The organism is Pseudomonas sp. 1 R 17, assembly GCF_900067035.1.
GTDB lineage: Bacteria > Pseudomonadota > Gammaproteobacteria > Pseudomonadales > Pseudomonadaceae > Aquipseudomonas > Aquipseudomonas marginalis.
The window spans coordinates 1-22,716 of the sequence record NZ_FKLB01000016.1; the positions used below are offsets into that span (position 1 = coordinate 1).

At 64.1% G+C, this 22,716-nt stretch carries 24 protein-coding genes; 7 read left to right on the forward strand and 17 right to left on the reverse strand.

Going from position 1 to position 22,716, the window contains the following annotated elements:
* Window positions 1–130: 130 nt before the first annotated feature.
* Genes BFP99_RS01775 through BFP99_RS01800 form a run of 6 tightly spaced genes read right to left on the reverse strand, consistent with a single transcriptional unit; the run spans window position 131 to window position 5,974 of the window.
* Window positions 131–1,498 carry an NAD(P)-binding domain-containing protein gene (locus BFP99_RS01775; protein ID WP_065946537.1) on the reverse strand — a complete coding sequence of 456 codons (1,368 nt, stop codon included), beginning with the start codon at window positions 1,496–1,498 and terminating at the stop codon, window positions 131–133.
* Between the two features lie 20 nt (window positions 1,499–1,518).
* Window positions 1,519–2,385, reverse strand: a complete 867-nt coding sequence (gene purU / locus BFP99_RS01780; protein ID WP_065939724.1) for a formyltetrahydrofolate deformylase — start codon at window positions 2,383–2,385, stop codon at window positions 1,519–1,521.
* A 30-nt stretch (window positions 2,386–2,415) separates the two neighbouring features.
* A complete protein-coding gene (locus BFP99_RS01785; RefSeq protein WP_065946538.1) occupies window positions 2,416–3,546 on the reverse strand; it encodes an aminomethyltransferase family protein in 1,131 nt (376 codons plus the stop codon).
* A gap of 30 nt (window positions 3,547–3,576) precedes the next feature.
* Window positions 3,577–4,593: a heme-dependent oxidative N-demethylase family protein gene (locus BFP99_RS01790; protein WP_065926404.1), complete on the reverse strand. Its 1,017-nt coding sequence runs from the start codon at window positions 4,591–4,593 to the stop codon at window positions 3,577–3,579.
* A gap of 11 nt (window positions 4,594–4,604) precedes the next feature.
* Complete coding sequence (locus BFP99_RS01795; RefSeq protein ID WP_065946539.1) at window positions 4,605–5,534, reverse strand: PDR/VanB family oxidoreductase; 930 nt, start codon at window positions 5,532–5,534, stop codon at window positions 4,605–4,607.
* Window positions 5,531–5,974, reverse strand: coding sequence for a dimethylamine monooxygenase subunit DmmA family protein (locus BFP99_RS01800; RefSeq protein WP_065946540.1), 444 nt, complete (start codon window positions 5,972–5,974; stop codon window positions 5,531–5,533). Before BFP99_RS01800 ends, BFP99_RS01795 begins: the two co-directional genes overlap by 4 nt.
* A 250-nt stretch (window positions 5,975–6,224) precedes the next feature.
* On the opposite strand from BFP99_RS01800, the gene BFP99_RS01805 reads away from it, so the two are divergent.
* Genes BFP99_RS01805 through BFP99_RS01815 form a run of 3 tightly spaced genes read left to right on the forward strand, consistent with a single transcriptional unit; the run spans window position 6,225 to window position 8,640 of the window.
* On the forward strand, window positions 6,225–7,271 hold the full coding sequence (locus tag BFP99_RS01805; RefSeq protein ID WP_065926408.1) for an ATP-binding protein: 1,047 nt from the start codon (window positions 6,225–6,227) through the stop codon (window positions 7,269–7,271).
* The gene (locus BFP99_RS01810) at window positions 7,240–7,899 is read left to right on the forward strand and encodes a response regulator (RefSeq protein ID WP_065946541.1); all 660 of its coding nucleotides are present in this window, start codon (window positions 7,240–7,242) and stop codon (window positions 7,897–7,899) included. Before BFP99_RS01805 ends, BFP99_RS01810 begins: the two co-directional genes overlap by 32 nt.
* Complete coding sequence (locus BFP99_RS01815) at window positions 7,900–8,640, forward strand: PAS domain-containing protein (protein ID WP_065946542.1); 741 nt, start codon at window positions 7,900–7,902, stop codon at window positions 8,638–8,640.
* Window positions 8,641–9,006: 366 nt separating this feature from the next.
* Here the strand turns inward: BFP99_RS01815 and BFP99_RS01820 are convergent, their stop codons facing one another.
* From BFP99_RS01820 to ribBA, 5 genes are all read right to left on the reverse strand, one after another.
* A complete protein-coding gene (locus BFP99_RS01820) occupies window positions 9,007–10,161 on the reverse strand; it encodes an ABC transporter ATP-binding protein (protein WP_065926399.1) in 1,155 nt (384 codons plus the stop codon).
* A gap of 17 nt (window positions 10,162–10,178) precedes the next feature.
* Window positions 10,179–10,988, reverse strand: a complete 810-nt coding sequence (locus tag BFP99_RS01825; protein ID WP_010567348.1) for an ABC transporter permease — start codon at window positions 10,986–10,988, stop codon at window positions 10,179–10,181.
* Window positions 10,989–10,994: 6 nt separating this feature from the next.
* Window positions 10,995–11,912 carry an ABC transporter permease gene (locus tag BFP99_RS01830; protein WP_065946543.1) on the reverse strand — a complete coding sequence of 306 codons (918 nt, stop codon included), beginning with the start codon at window positions 11,910–11,912 and terminating at the stop codon, window positions 10,995–10,997.
* Window positions 11,909–12,934: an ABC transporter substrate-binding protein gene (locus BFP99_RS01835; protein WP_065946544.1), complete on the reverse strand. Its 1,026-nt coding sequence runs from the start codon at window positions 12,932–12,934 to the stop codon at window positions 11,909–11,911. Before BFP99_RS01835 ends, BFP99_RS01830 begins: the two co-directional genes overlap by 4 nt.
* Window positions 12,935–13,162: 228 nt before the next feature.
* Window positions 13,163–14,272: a bifunctional 3,4-dihydroxy-2-butanone-4-phosphate synthase/GTP cyclohydrolase II gene (gene ribBA, locus BFP99_RS01840; RefSeq protein WP_065946545.1), complete on the reverse strand. Its 1,110-nt coding sequence runs from the start codon at window positions 14,270–14,272 to the stop codon at window positions 13,163–13,165.
* 69 nt (window positions 14,273–14,341) lie between these two features.
* On the opposite strand from ribBA, the gene BFP99_RS01845 reads away from it, so the two are divergent.
* Complete coding sequence (locus tag BFP99_RS01845) at window positions 14,342–14,635, forward strand: DUF1330 domain-containing protein (RefSeq protein WP_065946546.1); 294 nt, start codon at window positions 14,342–14,344, stop codon at window positions 14,633–14,635.
* Between the two features lie 77 nt (window positions 14,636–14,712).
* Here BFP99_RS01845 and BFP99_RS01850 read toward each other — a convergent pair whose 3' ends face one another.
* The 6 genes from BFP99_RS01850 to BFP99_RS01875 form a co-directional block, all read right to left on the reverse strand.
* On the reverse strand, window positions 14,713–15,276 hold the full coding sequence (locus tag BFP99_RS01850) for an NUDIX hydrolase (RefSeq protein ID WP_065926395.1): 564 nt from the start codon (window positions 15,274–15,276) through the stop codon (window positions 14,713–14,715).
* Window positions 15,277–15,278: 2 nt separating this feature from the next.
* Window positions 15,279–16,031 carry a GntR family transcriptional regulator gene (locus tag BFP99_RS01855; RefSeq protein ID WP_027603600.1) on the reverse strand — a complete coding sequence of 251 codons (753 nt, stop codon included), beginning with the start codon at window positions 16,029–16,031 and terminating at the stop codon, window positions 15,279–15,281.
* A gap of 130 nt (window positions 16,032–16,161) precedes the next feature.
* Window positions 16,162–16,647, reverse strand: coding sequence for a flavin reductase family protein (locus tag BFP99_RS01860; protein ID WP_027603601.1), 486 nt, complete (start codon window positions 16,645–16,647; stop codon window positions 16,162–16,164).
* Between the two features lie 12 nt (window positions 16,648–16,659).
* The gene (locus BFP99_RS01865; protein ID WP_065946547.1) at window positions 16,660–18,141 is read right to left on the reverse strand and encodes an aldehyde dehydrogenase; all 1,482 of its coding nucleotides are present in this window, start codon (window positions 18,139–18,141) and stop codon (window positions 16,660–16,662) included.
* Window positions 18,138–18,971 carry an alpha/beta fold hydrolase gene (locus BFP99_RS01870; protein WP_027603603.1) on the reverse strand — a complete coding sequence of 278 codons (834 nt, stop codon included), beginning with the start codon at window positions 18,969–18,971 and terminating at the stop codon, window positions 18,138–18,140. Before BFP99_RS01870 ends, BFP99_RS01865 begins: the two co-directional genes overlap by 4 nt.
* Window positions 18,972–19,010: 39 nt before the next feature.
* The gene (locus BFP99_RS01875) at window positions 19,011–19,601 is read right to left on the reverse strand and encodes an amino acid synthesis family protein (protein WP_027603604.1); all 591 of its coding nucleotides are present in this window, start codon (window positions 19,599–19,601) and stop codon (window positions 19,011–19,013) included.
* Window positions 19,602–19,853: 252 nt separating this feature from the next.
* On the opposite strand from BFP99_RS01875, the gene ltnD reads away from it, so the two are divergent.
* From ltnD to BFP99_RS01890, 3 genes are read left to right on the forward strand one after another with little or no spacing between them, the layout of a single operon-like run.
* Complete coding sequence (gene ltnD / locus BFP99_RS01880) at window positions 19,854–20,756, forward strand: L-threonate dehydrogenase (RefSeq protein ID WP_065946548.1); 903 nt, start codon at window positions 19,854–19,856, stop codon at window positions 20,754–20,756.
* A gap of 10 nt (window positions 20,757–20,766) precedes the next feature.
* Window positions 20,767–22,059, forward strand: a complete 1,293-nt coding sequence (otnK, locus tag BFP99_RS01885) for a 3-oxo-tetronate kinase (protein ID WP_065946549.1) — start codon at window positions 20,767–20,769, stop codon at window positions 22,057–22,059.
* Window positions 22,056–22,700 carry a 3-oxo-tetronate 4-phosphate decarboxylase gene (locus tag BFP99_RS01890; RefSeq protein WP_065946550.1) on the forward strand — a complete coding sequence of 215 codons (645 nt, stop codon included), beginning with the start codon at window positions 22,056–22,058 and terminating at the stop codon, window positions 22,698–22,700. The genes otnK and BFP99_RS01890 overlap by 4 nt, the downstream gene beginning before the upstream one ends.
* The last annotated feature ends 16 nt before the right edge of the window (window positions 22,701–22,716 follow it).

Here is a 22,716-nt window from a genome sequence, read left to right on the forward strand (position 1 = left end):
TGCAGGCCGTCGCCGGGCTGCAAGTCGACCAGGGTCACGCCGCCGGCGGCCACTTGGTAGCGTTCCAGGTTCGGCGCGCGGGCAAACAGCCCGGGTTCGCGGGGATGGGAAACACGCGGTGCATTCATCATCAGCCGACCGACTTGATGGGGGTCGCGGGCTCGCCCAGGTACGCCGCCATCGAGTCATCCAGGGCCTGCAACCACGGCGTGTGGTGCGGCGGCGACTGGGTGCCGGTCATCAGCGAGCGATAGGACTTGTCGCGATAGCCCATGATGTTTTCCGCCTTGTCGTGCTTCCAGTGCAGGAAGGTTTCGTTGACGGCGGCGATGTCGAAATTCGGGTAGTCGGTGGCGTCCACCAGTTGCTGGATATAGGCGCCCTGGTACTCGAACATCTGCTGGTTGGTTTCCAGGGCCTGTTCCCGTGCGTGCCACGCTTGGCTGTCGGCGACCATGTCGGCGTGGCCGGGCAACTGAATGCGCCCGAGGATCACGTCGCGGGCATACCAGGCCTGGGCGTCGAACATGTTGAAGGAGTACCACTGGTCCTGCATGCCGAGGTAGATCAGGCGGGGATTGGGTTCCCAGAACACGCCCTTGTAGAGGTTCATCGGCCACAGGCGGTTGTCGGTCTTGAGGCTCAGTGCATCGGGCAGGAACGGGAAGTGGTGCTTGTAGCCGGTGCACAGGATCACCGCGTCGATGTGCTTGCTGCTGCCATCGACAAAGTACGCGCGGTTGTTTTCCAGGCGCTGGAGCAGCGGTTTTTCTTCCCAGTTATCCGGCCAGGCATAGCCCATGGGCGCGCTGCGGTAGCAACTGGTGATGCTGCGCGCGCCGTATTTGTAGCATTGCGAGCCGATGTCCTCGGCCGAATAGCTGCTGCCGACGATCAGCAGGTCCTTGTCCTTGAACTCCAGCGCCTCGCGAAAATCGTGGGCATGCAGGATGCGCCCGGCGAACTGTTCGAAGCCTTCGAAGTACGGCACCTTGGGCGTGGAGAAGTGGCCGCAGGCGTTGATCACGTAGTCGAATGCTTCACAGGTCAAGGTGTCGCTGGTGTAGTCGTGGGCGTAGAGGGTGAAGCGCTGGCTCTGTTCGTCGAAGGTGACTTGGCGCACCACATTGTTGAAGCGGATGTAGTCGCGCACGCCGGCCTTTTCCACGCGGCCCTTGATGTAGTCCCACAGCACTTCACGCGGCGGGTAGGAACCGATGGGCCGGCCGAAATGCTCTTCGAAGGTGTAGTCGGCGAACTCCAGGCATTCCTTGGGGCCGTTGGACCACAGGTAGCGGTACATGCTGCCGTGCACCGGCTCGCCGTTCTCGTCGAGGCCGGTGCGCCAGGTGTAGTTCCACATGCCACCCCAGTCCTGCTGTTTTTCAAAGCACACCAGCTCAGGGATGGCGGCGCCTTTGTCGCGGGCCGACTGGAACGCGCGAAGTTGCGCCAGGCCGCATGGGCCGGCACCGATGATTGCAACACGTAGGGTCATGAGCGTGCCTCCTGAAGGTTTCAGCGAAAGATCACTGTCTTGTCCTGGTTGATGAACACCCGGTGTTCCAGGTGGTATTTCAGGGCTTTGGAAAGGGCCACGGTTTCGGTGTCGCGGCCGATGGCGACCAGCGAGTCGGGCAGGTGGGTATGGTCGACGCGCTGGATTTCCTGCTCGATGATCGGGCCTTCATCCAGGTCGCTGGTGACGTAGTGGGCGGTGGCGCCGATCAGCTTGACGCCACGGTCATAGGCTTGGTGATACGGCTTGGCGCCCTTGAACCCTGGGAGGAACGAGTGATGGATATTGATCGCCCGGCCCGACAGTTGCTGGCACAGGCCGTCGGACAGGATCTGCATGTAGCGCGCGAGCACCACCAGGTCGGTCTGGGTGTCTTCGACGATGCGCATCAGCTCGGCCTCCTGGCCGGCCTTGGTGTCCTGGGTGATCGGCAGGTAGATGAAGCGGATGCCTTCGCGTTCGGCCATCGCCCGCAGGTCCAGGTGGTTGGAGACCACGGCGGTGATGTGCATGTCCATCTCGCCCTTGCGGTGGCGGTAGAGCAGGTCGGTGAGGCAGTGGTCGAACTTGCTGACCATCAGCAGCACGCGGGTCGGTTGGCGCGAGCTGAACAACTGCCAGTGCATGTCGAAGCCACCGGCCAGGTCGCCGAGGCCTTTGCGCAGGGCGCCGATGTCGCCGCTCACGCCGGTGTTGAAACGGAACACCGCGCGCATGAAAAACTGCCCGGTGAACTCATCGTCGAACTGCGCCAGCTCGCTGATGTAGCACTGCTGTTGGGCCAGGCACGCGCTGATCGCGGCGACGATCCCGGACGCCGCCGGGCAGGTGATCTTGAGAATGTAATGTTCGCGGGAGGCGTCCATCGAAAGCTCCTGAGTTCAGTGAAGGAAGGCTCAGCCCTTGGCCGTGCGCTTGGTTTTCTGCGGGTCGTCGAAGGGCAGGGCGTGGGTGCTGGCGCTGGCCTCAAGGCTGCCGCGAACCTGCAAGGCAATACCGGGTTCGGAACAGGCGACGCTCATGCGCGCGATGGCCATCGAGCGTTTGCTCAGGCGCGAATACATGCCGCAGGTGATCACGCCGACTTGTTGGTTGCCTTGCCACACAGTGTCGCCGGCCTCGGCGGCGCGGACGCCCTCAAGCAGCACGCCGGTGATTTTGAAGCGCTCCTGGCCGCGCAGGCGCAGGTGTTCTTCGGCGCCACGGAAGGCGTTCTTGCCAGGTGAAACAGTGAAATCCAGGCCCATTTCCCAGAGGGTGTCGCCGGCCTTCTGGTCGGCGAAGGGGTACATCTGCGAGTTGTCGTAGGGGAAAAACATCAGCGAGCTTTCCACCCGCAGCCAGTCCAGGGCGGTGAAGGCGCAGGGGATGATCCCCAGGCTCGCGCCTTGTTCGAGGATGCTGTCCCACAGGAACGGCGCATCGGCGGCCTTGCAGAAAATCTCATAGCCACGTTCGCCGGTGTAGCCGGTGCGCGAGATCATCACCGGGCGGTCGAACAGGCGGGTTTGCAGGTGGTGGAAGTACGCCAGTTGGCGGATGCCCGGCACGTGTTCGGCGAGGAAATCCACCGCCAGCGGACCTTGCAGCGACAGGTCGTGCAGGTCGTCATCGAACAGCACCGCCACTTGCCGGCCCTGGGCCGAGCGCACGAGCATTTCATGCCCGGTGCCGGCGCCATGCACCACCATGAACGCGTTGGGGCCGGTGCGGTAGACGATGCAGTCATCGACGAACTTGCCGTCCTCGTCGAGCATCGAGGCATACACCGATTTGCCCGGGTAGAGCTTGGCGATGTCGCGGGTGGTAGCCCACTGCAACAGGCTCTCGGCGTGGGGCCCCACGTAATGGACTTTTTTCAGGCCGGACACGTCCATCAGGCCGGCGCGGGTGCGGATCGCCTGGTGGTGGTCGGCGAGGTCACTGCTGTAGGTCCAGGCAGTGCCCATGCCGTTCCAGTCTTCGAGGTTCGAGCCGAGGGCGCGGTGCCGGTCGGCCAATGCAGAAATACGCCATGAGTGGGTCATGTGAGGTTCCTTGTCGTAGAAGAAGGGGCATCAGGCCTGTGGGTCGAACTGGCTCAGCCACTCGACCAGCGTGTGGCGGTAGCGGGTCATGCCCTTGTAGTCGGCGATGGGGTCGGGCAGGTCGCGCAGCACGCGGTGCAGGCGACAGCCCCAGCCGGGTTGCGTGACCAGTTCGTCCAGGCTGATCAGGTAGGTGCGGATGCTGAACATCACCGCGTGGCTGCGCGGCAGGCGCGCCATCACTTGCAGCTCGACCCGCAGGTGCACCTGCTGGCCGACGTTCTGCGCGGTGATCCGGCCGCGATCGGCGCCCCATTCATGGAAGGTTTCCGGCGACGAATCCAGGCGCGGGTTGATGGTCAGGGTCCAGTTCAAGCGCCGTACCGGCTGGCCGACCTGCAGGTTGAGCAGGTACTTCAGCGCCCGTTCGAACACGCCCATCTGATGGGCCATGGGCACCGGTGCGTGCCATTGCTTGAAACTCATGCCGGCGTCGAACGCCAGCGACCAGTCGGCCGGGCTGGTGACCAGGCCGGCGTCCATGTACAGGTCGCCGTCGCGCTGGTCGAGCAGGGCGAAATCCCCCTGCACCTGGCGGCCGATGTACTCCAGCGGCGCACAGGGCAGGCTGCTGGCATCGCCGAAGATGAAGGCCTGGTCGATGTCCAACAGGTGGTTGCGCCACTGCCAGCGCTCGCCGTTTTGCGTCAGGCTGAACGACTGCGGGTAGTCGGCGGCCAGGTGTTCCATGATCATCTGCAGCGCATCCCAGGCCGCCACTTGCATGTGGGGCATCACCAGGTAGCGGCGTGGGTCCTTGTCCAGCACCAGGGCGCGCTCGGCCATTTCCGAGCGGTAGTGCTCGTCGATGTCGAAGGCGTGCTCATAGATCGAGCCGGGGTCGCGGGAGATGGCCGGTTCGATGTTCACCGAGTACAGGTAGCTGTCCTCGATAAAGGGAAAGGGGAAACGCCGGATCGCTGCCGGGCTGTTGCGAAAGCTGAAATCGTCGCGATAGCTCAGCACGGGGCTCGTTTGCAGGGGCATGGCACTCACTCCTATAGGTCCAGCGAAACGCAGGGGCCGCTGCCGCGCGAGACGCAGGGCATCAGAAAGTCGGCCTGCTCGGCCGGGCTGAGGAAGCTGTCGCGGTGTTCGATGGCGCCGCCCTGGTGGCGCGTGATGCACTGGCCGCAGACTCCGCCACGGCACAGGTTGGGCACTTGTAGTCCGGCGTGTTCCAGGGCTTCGAGCAGGCTTTGCTCGGCCTCGACCCGCAGGCGTCGGCCGCTGCGCAGCAGCTGCAGGTCGAATGGTTGGCCGGGTTGTGCGCCCTTGAAGGCTTCCGAATGCACACGCCTGCTCGGCCAACCGAGGCGTGTGGCGTGTTGCTCAACCGCCTCGAGCAAGGGCTGCGGGCCACAGGTGTAGACGTGGCTGCCCAGCGGCCGGTTGCCGAGGATTGGGTTAAGGTCCGGGCGCCGGTCGTAGGTGTGCAGGCGCGGGCCGAGACGCTGTTGCAGCTCGTCGAGATAGGCGTCGCTGAGGCCCCGGCGGAACAGGTAATGCAGCTCGAAGTTGGCCTGCTGTTGTTCCATCGCGGCGATATAGGCCATGAACGGCGTGATCCCGATCCCGGCGGCGATGAGGATATGCAGGTGCGCGGTGCCATGGGGCGCGAACAGATTGGCCGGCGGCGAAATCTGCAGGGTGTCGCCGACCTGCACCTGCCTGTGCAGGTACTGCGAGCCACCGCGCGAGGCATCTTGCAGGCGCACGGCGATGCGGTAGTGCTGGGTGTGCGCCGGGTCGCTGGTGAGTGAATAGGCGTTGCGCACCGTGCCCTCGCCCAGCGGCAGGTGCACCTGCACGTGGCTGCCGGGCGAGAAGCCGGGCAGGCTGCCCGTGGCGGGCGTCAGGGTGAATTCGCGCACCACCGGCGTGAGCATGCGTGCGGCGCTGACCTGGACGTTGAGGGCCGCGCTCATGGCTGGAACCCCGCGTAGGGTTGGTCGGGGTTGATGCACACGCCGAGATACGCCCCCAGGCGCCGGGAAAAATGCGTGCGGACCTCCAGCCCGACGTGGCAGCCGATGCAGTTCAACAGCGGCTCCGGCCCGGCCGCCTGGGTCACGCCGCAGTGTGCGCAATACACCTGGCGCAGGCCGGGGATGCAGGTCATGTCGATCTCGTCGTGTTCCAGGCCAGCGACGCGGGCCTCGCCGTGCACACGCCAGATAAAGGCTTCGTCGCCCAGCAGGTAGAGCCGGCAGCCCACGGTGGCGCTGGCCAGCGCCTGTTGCAGGCGTCGCGCAAACTCGGGGTGTTCGCCGTTCAACAGCACGGGCATGTGCAGTTCGCTGATGAACGCTGCGCTGGCGGCGGCTGATTGAATCACCACGATGGGGCGGCTGCGGGTAGGCGTCATGCGGGCTCTCCACGGTGTGTGTTTGTTTCCTGTTGGGAGAGATACTTTCCTATGGGGAAAATCTTATCAATCTGGAAAAAGGGCTATGCCTTTGGAGATAAGCCTTGCGCGCCGGCCATTCGGGGCATGGAAGTTGCTGGGCCTTTCGACCACACAGAGCAACCGGACGGGGAGTTATCAAAGAGTGCTGACACGACCAAAAGGCTGGCCGCTCTGGTTGGGGCCTGTACGCGCCGAACAGGCGCGCAGCGTGCGCAGGTTGTTGGCCGGGTTGCCCCTGCACGCTGACGGTGCCTTGTCGGGTTTCCTGGACCGTTTCGACGCACTGCTGCCGCCTGCCCGGCTTAACCTGATCCTCGGCGGCGAAGACCTGGGTCCGACGCGGCGAGGGTGGGTCGACGGCTGCCAGGCGGTCGCGCGTTGCCCCTGGCGCGACGCCAGCGTGACGGACGCTCCCCAAGCCTGCGGACCTTGCCGGCAACGGGGCGTGCACCGTCTGGTGTGCGCCTTGCCCGAGGGTGAAAAGGGCGCATTGCTGCTCGACACCCCCCGGCGCGCCGGTGCCAGTTGGCGCCAGTTACTGGAAGAGGCGGCGCAGGCGGTAGGCGTGAGCGTACGCCTGCGCAGCCACAACCGTGAGCAGCAGCGCAAACAGGCGACCTCCCGCCACGGCGCCCTGGCCCGTGAGCTGCACGATTCGGTGGCGCAGCAGTTGGGCTACCTGTCGTTCCAGGCCCATGGATTGCAGTCGCAGCTGGGCGAGCCGGCACTGCAGGACTTGTGCACCGGCCTGAGCCAACTGCAACGCCAGGTGCGCGAGCTGATCACCAGTGCGCGCCTGACCATGGACGGGCGCTCGCTGCGCCAGGCCCTGGCCGATTCGGTCGCGGAGTTCTCGCGGCGCTGCATCATTGTCTTCGAACTCGACAACCGCCTGGCCGACGACGCCCTGAGCCCGGAAACCGAATTGCAGATCCTGCAGATCATTCGCGAGGCCCTGGCCAATGCGGTGCGGCATTCCCACGCGCGCCACGTGCGCATCGAACTGCGCCAGACCCAGGACGGCGACGCCTCGGTGTCGGTGGAAGACGATGGCATCGGCTTGATCCCGGCCTGCGACGAGCACAACCATTTCGGCCTGGCGATTATCCGCGAGCGCGCCGCCAGCATCGGCGCACGGCTGAGCATAGAAGCGATCCGCCCGCACGGGGTGCGCGTGCACCTTGGCCTGCGCCGCCACCACGATCTGCCACAGGGGAGTCTCGATGGACTGCACGACCTTATTACTGATCGATGATCACCCGTTGTTTCGCAAGGGCCTGGCGCAGTTGTTCGATGCCAACGGCGACTTCGAAGTGGTGGGGCAGGCGGCCAGCGGCCGCGAGGGCATCAACCTGGCCGTGAGCCTGACGCCGCAACAGGTGCTGCTGGATTTGCACATGCCCGGCCTCAGCGGCTTGCAGGTGCTGGACGAACTGCGCCAGTTGCGCCTGGATTGCCAGGTGGTGGTGCTCACCGCCTCCATGGACCGCGCCGAGCTGCTCACGGCCTTGCGCCTGGGCGCCAGCGGTTATGTGCTCAAGGAAACCGAGCCGGATGCGTTGCTGGCGTATATGCGCAACTGTCACAAGGGCGCGATCGTGCTGGATTCGAGCCTGATTGCCCTGCTCGCCGACCAGGCCGAGCCCACGCAAGCGTGTGAGGCTGCGGGCAGCGAAAACCTTACCGAGCGCGAAGGCCAGACCCTGGCGCTGATCGCCGCCGGCATGAGCAACAAACAGATCGGCCGGGAGCTGGGGATCAGCGACGGCACGGTGAAAATCTACGTGCGCAGCCTGTTGCAGAAGCTCGGCCTGCATTCGCGCCTGGAGCTGGCGGCCTGGGTGCACAGCGGCGCCTTGATGAAACACGAGGAGCGCCACTAGATGAGGGACAGCCCCGAAGCGTTTGCGCCCCCGCCGATTGACCTGATGGATTGCTTTCCCGCCGCCTTATTGCAACTGCGCGACAACGGCCAGATCGCCCACTTCAACCTGGCCTGGGCCGAGTTGATGGGCCCGCCGGGCGCGGAGCGCAACCTGATGGACTACGTGCACCAGGAAGACCGCCCGCTATGGCGCCAGGCCTTGAATGAACTGCGCCGCCGCCCCGACACCTCATTCAACCAGCGCCTGCGCTTTGTGCACCCCAGTGGCGAACTGCGCTGGTTCGAGATCAGCCTTAAGCGCGGCCCCCAAGGCTTCTATTTGGTGGCCGGGGACGTTACTGCCCACAAGCGCCGCGAAATCGCCTGGCAGGCCAGCCAGCGCAGCAGCATGAGCTTGCTCGACAGCATGCCGGGCCTGATCTATCGCGGCCGCAACAACCGCGACTGGACCATGGAATTCGTCAGCGCCGGCTGCCTGCAACTCACCGGCTACCCTGCCGAACGCCTGGTGGACAACCATGAGTTCACCTACAACAGCCTGATCCTGGCGCAGGACGCTGACTACGTATGGCGCGAGGTGCAATATGCGTTGTCACGGCAGGAGCCGTTCGAGCTCAATTACCGGATTCGCTGCGCCGACCGGTCGATCAAGCACGTGTGGGAGAAGGGCGTGGGGATTTATGCGGATACCCGTGAAGTGCTGGGGATCGAGGGGGCGATTTTCGAGCGCAAGAGTTGACGGATAAACGCACCTCAAATGTGGGAGGGGCGGTGCGACGATTCGACTTGCCCCCGATGAGCATAGGTATCTACACAACTCTTAAAGGCTGACACATAACTCTGTGGTGAGCGGGCTTGCCCCGCGCTGGGCTGCGAAGCGGCCCCAATAAGGTCACCGAAGAGTGCCAGAATCAATCGAGGTGAAGGTTTTGGGGCTGCTTCGCAGCCCAGCGCGGGGCAAGCCCGCTCACCACAGAAGCCTAATTGCCATAGATTTCGTATTCACTGGAAGTTGTGTAGATACCCATGCCCCGATGAGGGAGTGTCAGTGAATGCATCTTTAACTGACACAACGCTATCGGGCAAGCCCCCTCCCACATGGGATTCAATGCGCGCCAGCGGCCTTGTTCAGATCACTCTCCGCCCACTGCGTATACACACACGCATCCGCCGTCGCCCAGCGCACACGCACCGGGTCGCCGGCCTTGAGGGGCATGCCCGCAGCGGACAGCGCCTTGACTGTCATCGATGTGCCGCCGAGGGTTTTCACTGTGCAGGTCTGGCTTTCGCCGAGGAACAGCACCTCACCCACAATCGCCGACACTTCATTCCAGCCCGCCGCCAGCGGTTGCTCAGCGGCCTGTTCGACACTCAGCGCCAGGGCTTTTTCCGGGCGTACCATCAGCAGCACATCCTGCTCGGTGTGCAGGCCGCTGGTCAGGCGGATCGACACGGATCGGCCTTCGAACGCCGCCGCCGCGTTGCCCTGGGCCTTGAGCTTGAGGAAGTTGGAGTTGCCGAGGAACGACGCCACGAACGCGTTCGGCGGGTTCTGGTACAGGTCGAAGCCGCTGCCCAGGCCGACGATCTTGCCGTGGCTGAAAATCGCGATGCGCTGGGACAGGCGCATGGCTTCTTCCTGGTCGTGGGTCACGTAGACGATGGTGATGCCCAGGCGCCGGTGCAGTTGGCGCAGTTCGTCCTGCAGGTCTTCGCGCAACTTCTTGTCGAGGGCGCCGAGGGGTTCGTCCATCAGCAGGATGCGGGGTTCGTACACCAGCGCGCGGGCGATGGCGACCCGTTGCTGTTGGCCGCCGGACAATTGCGAAGGGCGGCGATGCGCAAATTGCTCAAGCTGCACCAGCTTGAGCATGGCGTCGACGCGCTTTTCGCGTTCGGCGCTGGCCAGTTTGCGAATCGCCAGGGGGAAGGCGATATTGTCGCGCACCGACAAATGCGGGAACAGTGAGTAGCGCTGGAACACCATGCCGATGTCGCGCTTGTGCGGCGGTACGTTGACCAGCGATTGGCCACTGACCAGGATCTCGCCGCTGCTTGGCGTTTCGAAGCCGGCAAGCATCGACAGCGTGGTGCTTTTGCCCGAGCCGCTGGAGCCGAGGAAGGTGAGGAATTCGCCGTCCTGGATGTCCAGCGAGATATTGTCCACGGCAGCGAATTCGCCGTAGTGCTTGTTCAGGTTGCGCAGGCTGACCAGGGGTTGGCCATGGCTCTGCGCGACATCGTTGATCACTGCACTCATGTTCTTCTCCTCGGCGCTCAAGCGCGGGTTTCGGTACGCCGGCGAACGGCGGCGGCAATCACCATGACCAGCACCGAGAGGCCGATCAGCAGCGTCGACGCGACGGCGATCACAGGCGTCAGGTCCTGGCGCAGGGTGGTCCACATTTTTACGGGAAGGGTTTGCAGGGTCGGGCTGGCCATCATCACGCTGAGCACCACTTCGTCCCACGAGACCAGGAAGGCGAACAGCGCACCGGCGACCATCCCCGGACGAATCGCCGGAAAGGTCACCTTGAACACCGCCTGCAACCGCGAGGCGCCGCAGATCACCGCCGCGTCTTCGATCGACTGGTCGAACAGTTTCAGCGAGTTGATGATCGAGATGATGGTGAACGGCAGCGCCACGATCACATGGCTGACCACAAAGGCGAACATCGTGCCGGTGTAGCCAAGCTTCAGGAACAGCGCGTACACCGCCACGGCGATGATCACCAGCGGCACGATCATCGGCAGGGTGAACAGGCCGTAGAGCAATTCACGGCCGGGGAAGCGCCCGCGCACCAGGGCAAAGGCGGTGGGCAGGCCGAGGGCGACGGCGAATACGGTGGTCAGCACGGCCACCTTGAGGCTGGCCATGGCTGCGTTCATCCAGTCGGCGTTGGAGAAGAACTGGCCGTACCATTTCAGCGTCCAGCCCGGCGGCGGGAACACCAGCCATTGCGACGAGCCGAACGACAGCAGCACGATGAACACGATCGGCAGCAGCAGGAACAGGCCGATCAACCCGGTGGTGGTGTAGAGGCCCAAGCGCATCCTGCGGCTCATGGCATTGGGGGTCAGGAGCATGACGGCTTACCTCGCGTTGCTGGCGCCAACCGGGGATTCCGGCTGAAGCTTCAGGTAGAAGTAGAACAGCACCAGAGTGATGAAGATCAGCAACGCGGCGCCGGCACTGGCCAGGCCCCAATTGAGGAACGATTGCACCTGCTGGATGATGAACTCGGGCAGCATCATGTTCTGCGCACCGCCGAGCAGTGCCGGGGTGACGTAGTAACCGAGGGACATCACGAACACCATCAGGCCGCCGGAGAACAACCCCGGCCGGCACAGCGGCAGGAACACGCGCAAGAAGTTGGTCCACGGGCTCGCGCCGCAGATCGAGCCGGCCTGCAGGATCATCGGGTCGATGGCCTGCATGGTCGCCTGCAATGGCAGCACGATGAACGGGATCATGATGTAGCTCATGCCGATCACCACGCCGGTGAGGTTATGCACCATCTCCAGGGGCACATCGATGATGCCCATGGCCATCAGCGCCTTGTTGATCACCCCGGAGGCTTGCAGCAAGACCAGCCAGGAGTAAGTGCGGGCGAGCAGGCTGGTCCACATCGACAGCAGCACAATATTCAGGATCCAGCGTCCCCAGCCGCGCGGCACCAGGGTGATCGCCCAGGCCAGCGGAAAGCCCAGCAGCAGGCTGAACAGGGTCACCAGGCCCGCCACCGAAAAGGTGTTGAGCAGCACCCGTGCATAGGCCGAGTTGGCGAACAGCTGTTCATAGTTGCCCAGGCCCGGCACCGGCTCCAGCACACCGCGCAGCAGCAGGCCGATCAGCGGCGCCAGGAAGAACAGGCCGAGGAACAGCAGGGCCGGGATCAGGTTGCTCGAGCCCCGCCAGCGCTGTGCCAGGGACGGCGCCCCGGCCTTGGGCGAAACCGCGCCGGCAGCGCCGAGGGCGCTCCCGGTCGGTGTGGTTGCCGTCATTTTCATTTGACTAGCCATTCATTCCACCGTGTCGCAATGGCCGGACCGTTCTTGGCCCAGTAGGCGAAATCGAGGGTGATCTGGTCCTTGACGTAGGCGGTCGGCAGGTTCGGCGCGAGCACCGAATCCAGGCGCTGCACGCTGTCGATGTTCACCGGTGCATAGGCGGTCAGGTTGGAGAAATCTGCCTGGCCCTTGGCGCTGCTGGCGTTGGCCAGGAACTTCATCGCCGCCGCTTTGTTTTTCGATCCTTTAGGCACGACGAGGATGTCGGCCATGACCAGGTTCTGCTTCCAGCTCACGCCCACGGGCGCGCCGTCTTCCTGCAGGGCGTGGATGCGACCGTTCCAGAACTGGCCCATGCTGACTTCGCCGGAGGCCAACAACTGTTGCGACTGCGCACCGCCGCCCCACCAGACGATGTCTTTCTTGATGGTGTCGAGTTTCTTGAAGGCGCGGTCCAGGTCCAGGGGGTAGAGCTTGTCGGCCGGGACGCCGTCGGCCAGCAGCGCCAGTTCGAGCACGCCGGGGCTTGGCCATTTGTAGAGGGCGCGCTTGCCGGGGTAGGTCTTGGTGTCGAACAGCGCGGTCCAGTCCTGGGGCTTGCCGGCGCCGAGCTTGCCTTCGTTGTAGCCGAGCACGAAGGAGAAGAAGAACGAGCCCACGCCATGGTCGGAGACGAAGCGCGGGTCGATCTTGTCGCGCTGGATCACCGAGAAGTCGAGGGGTTCGAGCAGGCCTTCGGCGGCGGCGCGCAAGGCAAAGTCGGCCTCGACATCCACCACGTCCCACTGCACGTTGCCGCTTTCGACCATAGCCTTGAGTTTGCCGTAGTCGGTGGGCCCATCCTGGACCACGGTAATGCCGCTGGCCTTGCTGAACGGGTCGGCCCAGGCCTGCTTCTGCGCATCCTGGGTGCTACCGCCCCAGCTCACGAAATTGACGCTTTCGGCCGCCATGGCCGCGTGAGTGGCCGTGGCCAATAAACCCGTGAACAGCACTGCGGTTGCACGTTTGTTCAACACCATTTTCACGCCCTCATTTGTTTTGTTATTGAGCGGGCTTGGTAATGCCCGCCTATCGGGAGCAGTAGGTCCATCCGGGGCCTCTAATCGAGGCCCCAAAAGGCGACCGTGCCAAGGGCTGTTATTGGTGCTCTCCCTGGCGGGCGCACTTGGCGGAAGCGTTCGGTCTATGGAATATCATATTATGGTATTCCAAACTTTGTGCAAGCATTTTGCCTTACCGGTTATCCGTCATTCGGTGAAGGGAATGCTCTCGACCACCTCCAGGTCGTAGCCGGTCAGCCCGGCGTATTTGAGGGGCGGGCCGAGGTGACGCAACTTGCCGACGCCGAGGTCCTGCAAGATCTGCGCCCCGGTGCCCACTTCGGAATAGATGCGCGACTGCGAGCGGTTGAACTGACGCGGTGCCTGGGTCAGTTGCGGCACGCGTTCCAGCAGCGCCTGGGACGACTCATGGTTGGCCAGCACCACCACCACGCCGCTGCCTTCAGCGGCGACACGTTGCAAGGCCGCCCACAGCGTCCAGTTGGACGGGCCGCTGTAGTCGGCACCGACCAGGTCGCGCAGCGGGTCGATCACATGCACGCGCACCAGCGCCGGGGTATCGCGGCGCAACTGGCCCATCACCATGGCCATGTGCACGCCGCCGTCGATGCGGTCTTCAAAGGTGATCAGGCGGAACGTGCCGTGCACCGTGGGCAGGTCGCGTTCGCCGATGCGCACCACGGTGCGTTCGGTGCTGAGGCGATAGTGGATCAGGTCGGCGATGGTGCCGATCTTGATGCCGTGCTTGCGCGCGAAGATTTCCAGGTCGGGGCGGCGGGCCATGGTGCCGTCGTCGTTCATCACTTCGACGATCACCGACGCCGGGGTGTGCCCGGCCAGGCGCGCCAAGTCGCAGCCGGCTTCGGTGTGGCCGGCGCGCGTCAACACGCCGCCATCCTTGGCGCGCAACGGGAAGATATGCCCCGGCTGCACGATGTCGGCCGGCCCGGCATTGACATCTACGGCCGCTGCCACGGTGCGTGCGCGGTCGGCGGCGGAGATGCCGGTAGTCACGCCGCTGGCGGCTTCGATGGACACGGTAAACGCGGTGCTGAACACGCTGCCATTGCTCGGCACCATCTGTTCCAGGCCCAGGCGCTGGCAGTGTTCGTCGGTGAGGGTCAGGCAGATCAGGCCACGGGCTTCGCGGGCCATGAAACTGATAGTCTCGGCGGTACAGCAGGCCGCAGGCAGCAACAGGTCGCCTTCGTTTTCCCGGTCTTCGTCGTCCACCAGGAGCACCATCTTGCCTTGGCGGTAGTCTTCGATGATGTCTGCGATGCTGTTGAAGGACATGGAGAGTGCTCGATTTGTTGGTTGTATGTATTATGGTATACCACAAAAACTCAACAAGAGGATGTCACGATGAAGGCCTACTGGATTGCCCATGTGGATGTGTCCGATGCCGAGCAATACACGCAGTACACCCAGCGCGCGCCGGCGGCGTTTGCGAAGTTTGGCGGGCGGTTCCTGGCCAGGGGCGGGCGCAGCGAGGCAATGGAAGGCGGGCCGGCACGGCAGCGTAATGTGGTGATTGAGTTTGAGAGCTATGAGCAGGCGGTGGCGTGTTATGAGTCCGCTGAATATCAGGAGGCGAAGGCGCACCGTGAAGGGGCGGGGCTGGCGCAGATCATCATCGTGGAAGGGCTGGCGCGCTGATTTTTCCAGGTATAAACCGATTCAAATGTGGGAGGGGGCTTGCTCCCTCCCACATTTGGACCCGGTTTACCTGAAGATCAGCGGATAAAGTGGATCTTGCCGCTGTCGTCATTACCGATATAGATGCCATACACCCCAGCCTGGCGTTCCTCGATATACCGTTCGAGAATCTGCCGGATCGCCGGGTAGTAGATGCTCTCCCAGGGAATCTCCTCGGGCGCGAAGAACTTGTAGTCGAGGGTTTCCGGGCCGAACTGGCCGGTGATCTCCAGCGCGATGGCGCGGAAGATGATGTACACCTCGCTGATCCTGGGCACGCTGAAGATCGAGTAGGGCGAGAGGATCTCGGCGCGTACGCCGCTTTCTTCCCAGACTTCACGCAACGCCGCCTGCTCAGTGGTTTCGCCACCTTCCATAAAGCCGGCAGGCAAGGTCCAGGTGCCCGGGCGGGGCGGGATCGCCCGTTGGCACAGCAGGTATTTGCCGTCCTGCTCGATGATGCAGCCGGCGATGATCTTGGGGTTGATGTAGTGGATATAGCCGCAGCCCCGGCACATCAGGCGCTCATGGGTATCGCCCGGTGGCAGCTGGTGACCGAGGTCACTGCCGCCGCATGTCGGGCAAAAACTGGGGCTGGCCAAGGTCAGTGACCTATGCGCGGTTCTTTCAGCGCGATGGGCAGGGTGATTTCCGGAATCTTGCCGGTTTCTTCCTGTTTGCGCTTGAGGTAGTCCAGGGCCACAGCGGCGGCGGCGCGCACGTGATCGACGCAGGCCTGGTGGGCCGCCAGCGGGTCGCCGCTCTTGATCGCCTGGACCATGCGTTCCATTTCCTGGTTACTGGTGCCGCGACGGTTTTCCTGGGACACCGAGGTGGCGCGCAGGTAGCTGATGCGCGCTTGCAACTGGCGCAACTGGGTGGCCGCCACATGGTTGCCCGAACCTTCAAGCAGCACGTCGTAGAAGCCCTGGACCGAGTCGATGACCTGTTGCAGCTCACCGTCCTTGAGGGCCTTGCGGTTTTCTTCCAGGGCTTTTTCCAGGGCCTTGATGTCCTTGGCCTTGGCGCGCAGGGTAAACAGCTGCACGATCAAGCCTTCGAGCACGCAGCGCAGTTCATAGATGTCGACGGCGTCGGCCAGGGTGATGATCGCCACCTGCGGGCCCTTGGCATCGGCGAATTCCACCAGGCCTTCGGACTCCAGGTGACGCAAGGCTTCGCGTACCGAGGTGCGGCTGACGCCGAGGCGGTCGCACAGGTCGCGCTCCACCAGGCGGTCACCGGGCAGCAGTTGGAAGTTCATGATGGCGCTGCGCAGTTTTTCCAGCACGATTTCGCGCAGGGTGACCGGGTTGTGATTGACCTTGAAGCTGTCGTCGAGGGGCGCGCGTTTCATGGGGTCTGCTCTGAATTTAGCGGTTAACTGGAGGCCTCGGCCGGCCGGGGCCGATTGAGGGCCGAAAATCGTGCCCAAGTTTATCATGCTGCGTTCCTTAAGCGACAAACCCTCACGGCCCCCGCGCGCCTCAGGCCAGGGCCGGCAGCGGGCCCAGCTTGCCCTTGTGGTAGATCATCGGCGTGACCGGCTCCTTGGGCAGGATCAGGTTCTTTACCGCGCCGACGATGATCGCGTGATCGCCGCCGTCGTATTCGCGCCACAGTTCGCACTCAATGATCGCCGTGGCCTTGGCCAGCAGCGGGTTGCCCAACTCGCTCAGGTGCCACTCGATGCCCTTGGCCTTTTCCTTGCCTTTGCTGGCGAAAGCATAGGCCTCGGCGGTCTGGTCGGCGGACAGCAAGTGGATCGCGAAGCGCTTGCTGTCGCGCAGGATCGGGTAGGTGTCCGACCCATAGTTAGGGCAGAACAGCACCAGCGCCGGGTCGATCGACAGCGCGCTGAACGCACTGGCGGTAATGCCGACGATACCGCCGTCCGGGTCGAGGGTGGTGACCACCGTGACCCCGGAGGGGAATGAGCTCATGACGTCTTTGTAAATGCCGGGTTCGATCATGGTCGGGGTCTCTTAGCGCATCACGAAAGGATCAGGCATGGGCGCCTGGGAGAGGTTGATCCACACCGTCTTCAGCTCGGTGTAGGCGAGCACCGAATCAATGCCGCTTTCACGGCCGTAGCCGCTGTTCTTGAAGCCGCCGATAGGCGCCATTGCCGACACGGCACGGTAGGTGTTGACCCAGATGATCCCCGAGCGCACGTCCCGCGCCAGGCGGTGGGCGCGGCCGAGGTCGCGGGTCCAGATGCCGGCGGCGAGGCCGAATTGCGAGTCGTTGGCGATGGCCAGCGCTTCGGCTTCGTCCTTGAAACGGATGACCGAGGCCACCGGGCCGAACACTTCTTCCTGCATGATCTTCATCGAGTTGCTGTCGCACTCGAACAAGGTTGGCTCATAGAACCAGCCTTCACCGAGGTTCTGCGGGCGTTTGCCACCGGTGCGCAGGCGCGCGCCTTCAGCGATGGCATCGGCGACCAAGCCCTCGACCACGGCCAGTTGCTGCGCGGTGGCCATGGGCCCCATTTCGCTGGCGTCGTCCTGGGGGTTGCCGATGCGGATGCGCTCGGCACGCGCCACCAGGCGCTCGACGAATTCGTCGTAGATCTCATCCTGCACCAGCAGGCGCGAACCGGACACGCAGCTCTGCCCGGACGCCGCGTAGATACCGGCAATCGCACCGTTGATGGCGCTGTCGAGGTCGGCGTCGGCAAAGATGATATTCGGCGATTTGCCGCCCAGTTCCAGGGACAGCCTGGCGAAGTTCTCCGCGCTGCTGCGCACCACGTGGCGGGCCGTGGCCGCGCCGCCGGTGAAGGCGATCTTGCGTACCAGTGGGTGGCGGGTGAGGGCGGCGCCGGTGCTGGGGCCGTAGCCGGTGACCACGTTGACCACGCCCGCTGGGATCCCGGCTTCGAGGGCCAGGCGCGCGAGTTCGAGGATGGTCGCCGAGGCGTGTTCCGACGGTTTGATCACGATGGTATTGCCCGCCGCCAGGGCCGGCGCGAGTTTGATCGCGGTCAGGTACAGCGGGCTGTTCCACGGAATGATCGCGGCGACCACGCCCATGGCTTCGTGCACGGTGTAGGCGAACAGGTCCGGCTTGTCCAGCGGCAGGGTGCCGCCTTCGAGCTTGTCGGCCAGGCCGGCGGTGTAGTGGAAAAACTCCGGCAGGTAGCTGACCTGGCCACGGGTTTCGCGGATCAACTTGCCGTTGTCGCGGCTTTCGAGCTGGGCCAGTTGCTCCTTGTTGTCGGCGATCAGGTCACCCAGGCGGCGCAGCAATTTGCCCCGTGCGGTGGCGGTGAGGCCACGCCAGGCCGGGCTGTCGAAGGCGCTTTGGGCGGCCTGCACGGCGCGCTCCACGTCGGCCTCATCGGCGTCGGGCAGTTGCGCCCAGGGTTCGGCCAGGGCCGGGTTGAGGCTGTCGAAAGTCTTGCCGGACAGGGCATCGACCCATTCACCGCCGATGCACATCTGGAAGCGTGCGAGTGTCATGCAACGATCCCCTTGATTGGATTGTTTTGGGCGTACACCGTGTCGAGGAAGCCCAGCAGCAACTGGTTGACCAGGCGTGGCGATTCTACCGGCATCATATGCCGTTGCTCGGCCAGCACCGCAACGGTGGCGCCGGGAATACGATCGGCCAGTTGCCGGGCCATTTCCGGGGTTGAACCGGGGTCGAGTTCGCCGGTGGCGACCAGGGTCGGTACGCGCAAGCCCTTGAGGTCGTCGGCGCGGTACATGTCCTGGGTCGCAAACAGTTCGTAGGTAGTCAGGTAGCCCTGGGGGTCGTTGCCCGCCAGGGTTTCACGCAGGGCGGCGATCTGCGCCGGGTTGGCCGCCTGGTATTCACGGCTGAACCAGCGCGACAGCGCAGCTTCGGCATTCGCATCCGGGCCGTGTTCGGCGGCCTGGGCGGTGCGTGCGATCACGCCGGCACGCTGTTCGGGGCTGCGGTTGAACACACTGTTGAGCACTACCAGGGATGTGAGGCGCTCGGGGTAGTGCAGGGCAAACGCCCGGGCGACCAGGCCGCCCATGGAAAAACCGATCACCGTGGCCTGGGGCAATTGCAGGTGGTCGAGCAGCTCCAGCAACTGATCGGCATACCCCAGCAGCGGCGTGCCGGCGGCCGGGCGCGGGCTGGCGCCATGGCCGAGCATGTCATAGGTGATCACGCGGTAATTCGTGGCCAGGCCAACGACTTGCCCGCCCCACATTTCTTTATTCAGGCCCACGCCGTGGATCAAAACCACAGGCTGGCCTTGGCCGGTCGCCAGATAACTGGTGCCAGCCGGGGTGCGTTCAGCGGTGAGCCGAATCATGGAGCGCTCCTGCATGCTTTTTGTTTTGGCCGGTCTTGCTTACTGGGCTTTTTCAGCGGCCAGCTCTTCCAGGTCGATATAGCGGTTGCCGATACGAGGGTGCAGGCGGCCGCCATCGGCGCAGCCCAATACCACGACGATTTCATCGGCACGCGGCGAATCCTCGATGTGCATTTCCAGGGTGATGTAGTGCGAACGCAGGCCTTCGTCGTCCTTGTGCATCATCGGGATCTGGATCGAGGTGCCCGGGCCGCCACGCTTGTTGGTGAAGCTCAGGTAGCTCTTGGCCTTGACCGCTTCACGGTAGTGATTGCCGAAGCGCAGGGTATGGATGATCGCGCTGGCGTGTTCGATCTCGCCATCGGCCCCGACCACAGCAGCCTTGCCATACGCCTCGATGTTTTCGGCGCCGCCAATGATGCCCACCAGGCGCTCGACCATCAGCGCGCCGAGGTCGGAGCAATTGGCCCGGATTTCCGGCTTGAGGTCTTCGACGAAGCCACGACCCAGCCATGGATTCTTCAGCACCACGGCGAGGCCGACCATCTTCACCGGGGTATCCGAGGCCTTGCCGCCTTCGATAAAGGTTTCTTCAACGTAGCTGACGATCTTGCGAATTTCGAAACTCATGAGCGGCTCCATCAGGTGTGGGGGAGTGGATTGCGTATGATGGTATACCATAATACGCAAAGCACAAGCATCGCAAATGAGTTTGCGTGGGTAAGGCGATAAAGGGGGTGTGAAATTCTTCTTGGGGCGATGTTAAAAAATGTTAGATCGAAAAAATACTTCACATAATCCGTTCATTGGTGGATGATCGATCCCAATTCCAACGCGGCTCGCCGGTGTGGTGTCAGCCGCCGTTTTCCCCTGGAGTACCCCATGAATAATAATGTCGGTGTGATCGGTCTGGGCGCGATGGGGCTGGGCATTGCCCGCTCGCTGTTGCACGCAGGTTTCAATGTGCATGCCTGTGATGTACGCGAGGCGGTTACCCGGCAGTTCGCCGGCGAAGGCGGGGTGGCGTGCGCGTCGCCGGCGCAGATGGCCGAGGCCTGTGATGTGCTCATCACCGTGGTGGTCAACGCCGAGCAGACCGAGACCGTGCTGTTTGGTGAGGGCGGTGCCGTGGCGGCGCTGCGTCCCGCCAGCCTGGTGATCGGCTGTGCCACCGTGGCCCCGACCTACGCCGTGGCCCTGGGCCAGCGCTTGGGCGAACACGGCCTGCTGTACCTGGATGCGCCGATTTCCGGCGGTGCGGCCAAGGCCGCCGCCGGTGAGATGACCATGATGACCTCCGGCCCGCAGGCCGCTTATGCCAAGGCCGATGCAGTGCTGGCGGGCATGGCCGGCAAGGTGTATCGCCTGGGCGACGTCCATGGTTTGGGCTCCAAGGTCAAGATCATCAACCAGTTGCTCGCCGGCGTGCACATCGCCGCCTCCGCCGAAGCCATGGCCCTGGGCCTGCGCGAAGGCGTGGACGCCGATGCCTTGTACGAGGTGATCACCCACAGCGCCGGCAATTCCTGGATGTTCGAAAACCGCGTGCCGCACATTCTCAAGGCCGACTACACGCCACTGTCGGCGGTGGATATTTTCGTCAAGGACCTCGGCCTGGTGCTGGATACCGCGCGTGCGAGCAAATTCCCGCTGCCGTTGTCGGCCACTGCGCACCAGATGTTCATGCAGGCTTCCAGCGCCGGTTTTGGCCGCGAGGACGACTCGGCGGTGATCAAGATTTTCCCCGGCATCGACCTGCCGACTGCCAAGCCCGAGCCGGTGTAAGGAACGCTTTATGACTAACCACACCACGCGCCCGTTGCTGGGCTGCATCGCCGACGATTTCACCGGCGCCACCGACCTGGCCAACATGCTGGTGCGCGGCGGTATGCGCACGGTGCAGAGCATTGGCATCCCCAGCCGCGAAGTCGCGGACGGGCTGGATGCGGACGCCATCGTCATCGCCCTCAAGTCGCGTACCACGCCGGTCGCAGAGGCTGTGGAGGAATCCCTGGCCGCGCTGGACTGGCTGCGCGAGCAGGGCTGCGAACAGATTTTCTTCAAGTATTGCTCGACCTTTGACTCCACTGCCGCCGGCAATATCGGCCAGGTCAGCGAGGCCTTGCTCAAGGCGCTGGGCAGTGATTTCACCCTGGCCTGCCCGGCGTTCCCGGAAAACGGCCGGACGATTTTCCGTGGCCACCTGTTTGTGCAGGACCAGTTGCTCAATGAGTCGGGCATGCAACATCACCCGCTGACGCCCATGGGCGACGCGAATCTGGTGCGCGTGCTGCAGAGCCAGACGCAACTGCCGGTCGGGCTGCTGCGGTACGACAGCATCGCCGCGGGCGTCGAGGCGACCCGTAAAAAAATCGCCGCACTGCGCGAGCAAGGCGTGGGCATTGCCATCGCCGATGCGCTGTCCGATCAAGACCTCTACACCCTCGGCAGCGCCTGCGCCGACTTGCCTTTGCTCACGGGTGGCTCGGGCCTGGCCTTGGGTTTGCCAGGCAATTTCCGCCGTGCCGGTAAGCTGCGCGACTTCGATGCGGCGACGCTGCCGACTATCAGCGGTGGCGAGGTGGTGCTCGCCGGCAGTGCCTCGGTAGCGACCCTCGGCCAGGTCGCGGCCTGGTGCGAGGCGGGCCGCCCGGCATTGCGCATTGATCCCATCGCCCTGGCTGCCGGTGAACCGGTGGTGGCGCAGGCGCTGGCGTTTGCCCGCGACAGCGCACACACCGTATTGATCTACGCCACCAGCACCCCCGCCGAGGTCAAGGCCGTGCAAGAGCGGCTCGGCGTCGAACGCGCCGGGGCCCTGGTGGAGAACGCCTTGGGCGAGATCGCCGCGGGCTTGCGCGAGCAAGGCGTGCGGCGTTTCGTGATCGCCGGCGGGGAAACCTCCGGCTCGGTGGTCAAGGCCCTCGGCGTCAACCTATTGCAGATTGGTGCGCAGATCGACCCTGGCGTGCCGGCCACCGTCAGCAGTTCCGCCGAGCCGCTGGCGCTGGCGCTCAAATCCGGCAACTTCGGTGGCCGTGAGTTCTTCGCCAAAGCCCTCGCGCACCTGGCCGGAGGTGCCCAGTGACTGGCATCGACGAACAGGCCCTGCGCGAAGAAATCTGCGATGTCGGCCACAGCCTGTACCAGCGTGGCTACACCGTCGGCAGCGCCGGCAATATCAGTGCGCGCCTCGACGATGGCTGGCTGATCACCCCCACCGATGTCTGCCTCGGGCGCCTCGTGCCAGGCGCTATTGCCAAGGTCAACCTGAAGGGCGAGTGGGTGTCCGGGGACAAACCGTCCAAGACCCTGGCCCTGCATCGCCAGGTGTATGACCGCAACCCCTCGGTGGGCGGTGTGGTGCACACCCACTCCACCCACCTGGTTGCGCTGACCCTGGCAGGTGTGTGGAGCGCGGAGGATATCTTGCCGCCGCTCACGCCTTACCAGGTGATGAAGGTCGGTCACATTCCCTTGATCGGCTATCAGCGTCCGGGTTCGCCCAAGGTCGCCGAGCAGGTCGCGCAACTGGCCAACAGCGTGCGAGGGGTGATGCTCGAACGCCTGGGGCCGGTGGTCTGGGAGAGTTCGGTGGCCAAGGCCAGCTACGCCCTGGAAGAGTTGGAAGAAACCGCACGGTTGTGGTTGATGAGCAACCCCCGGCCGGCGCCGTTGGATCAGGCTGCACTGGATGAATTGCGCGAGACCTTCGGCGCGCACTGGTAACCCGCAAGATGACACG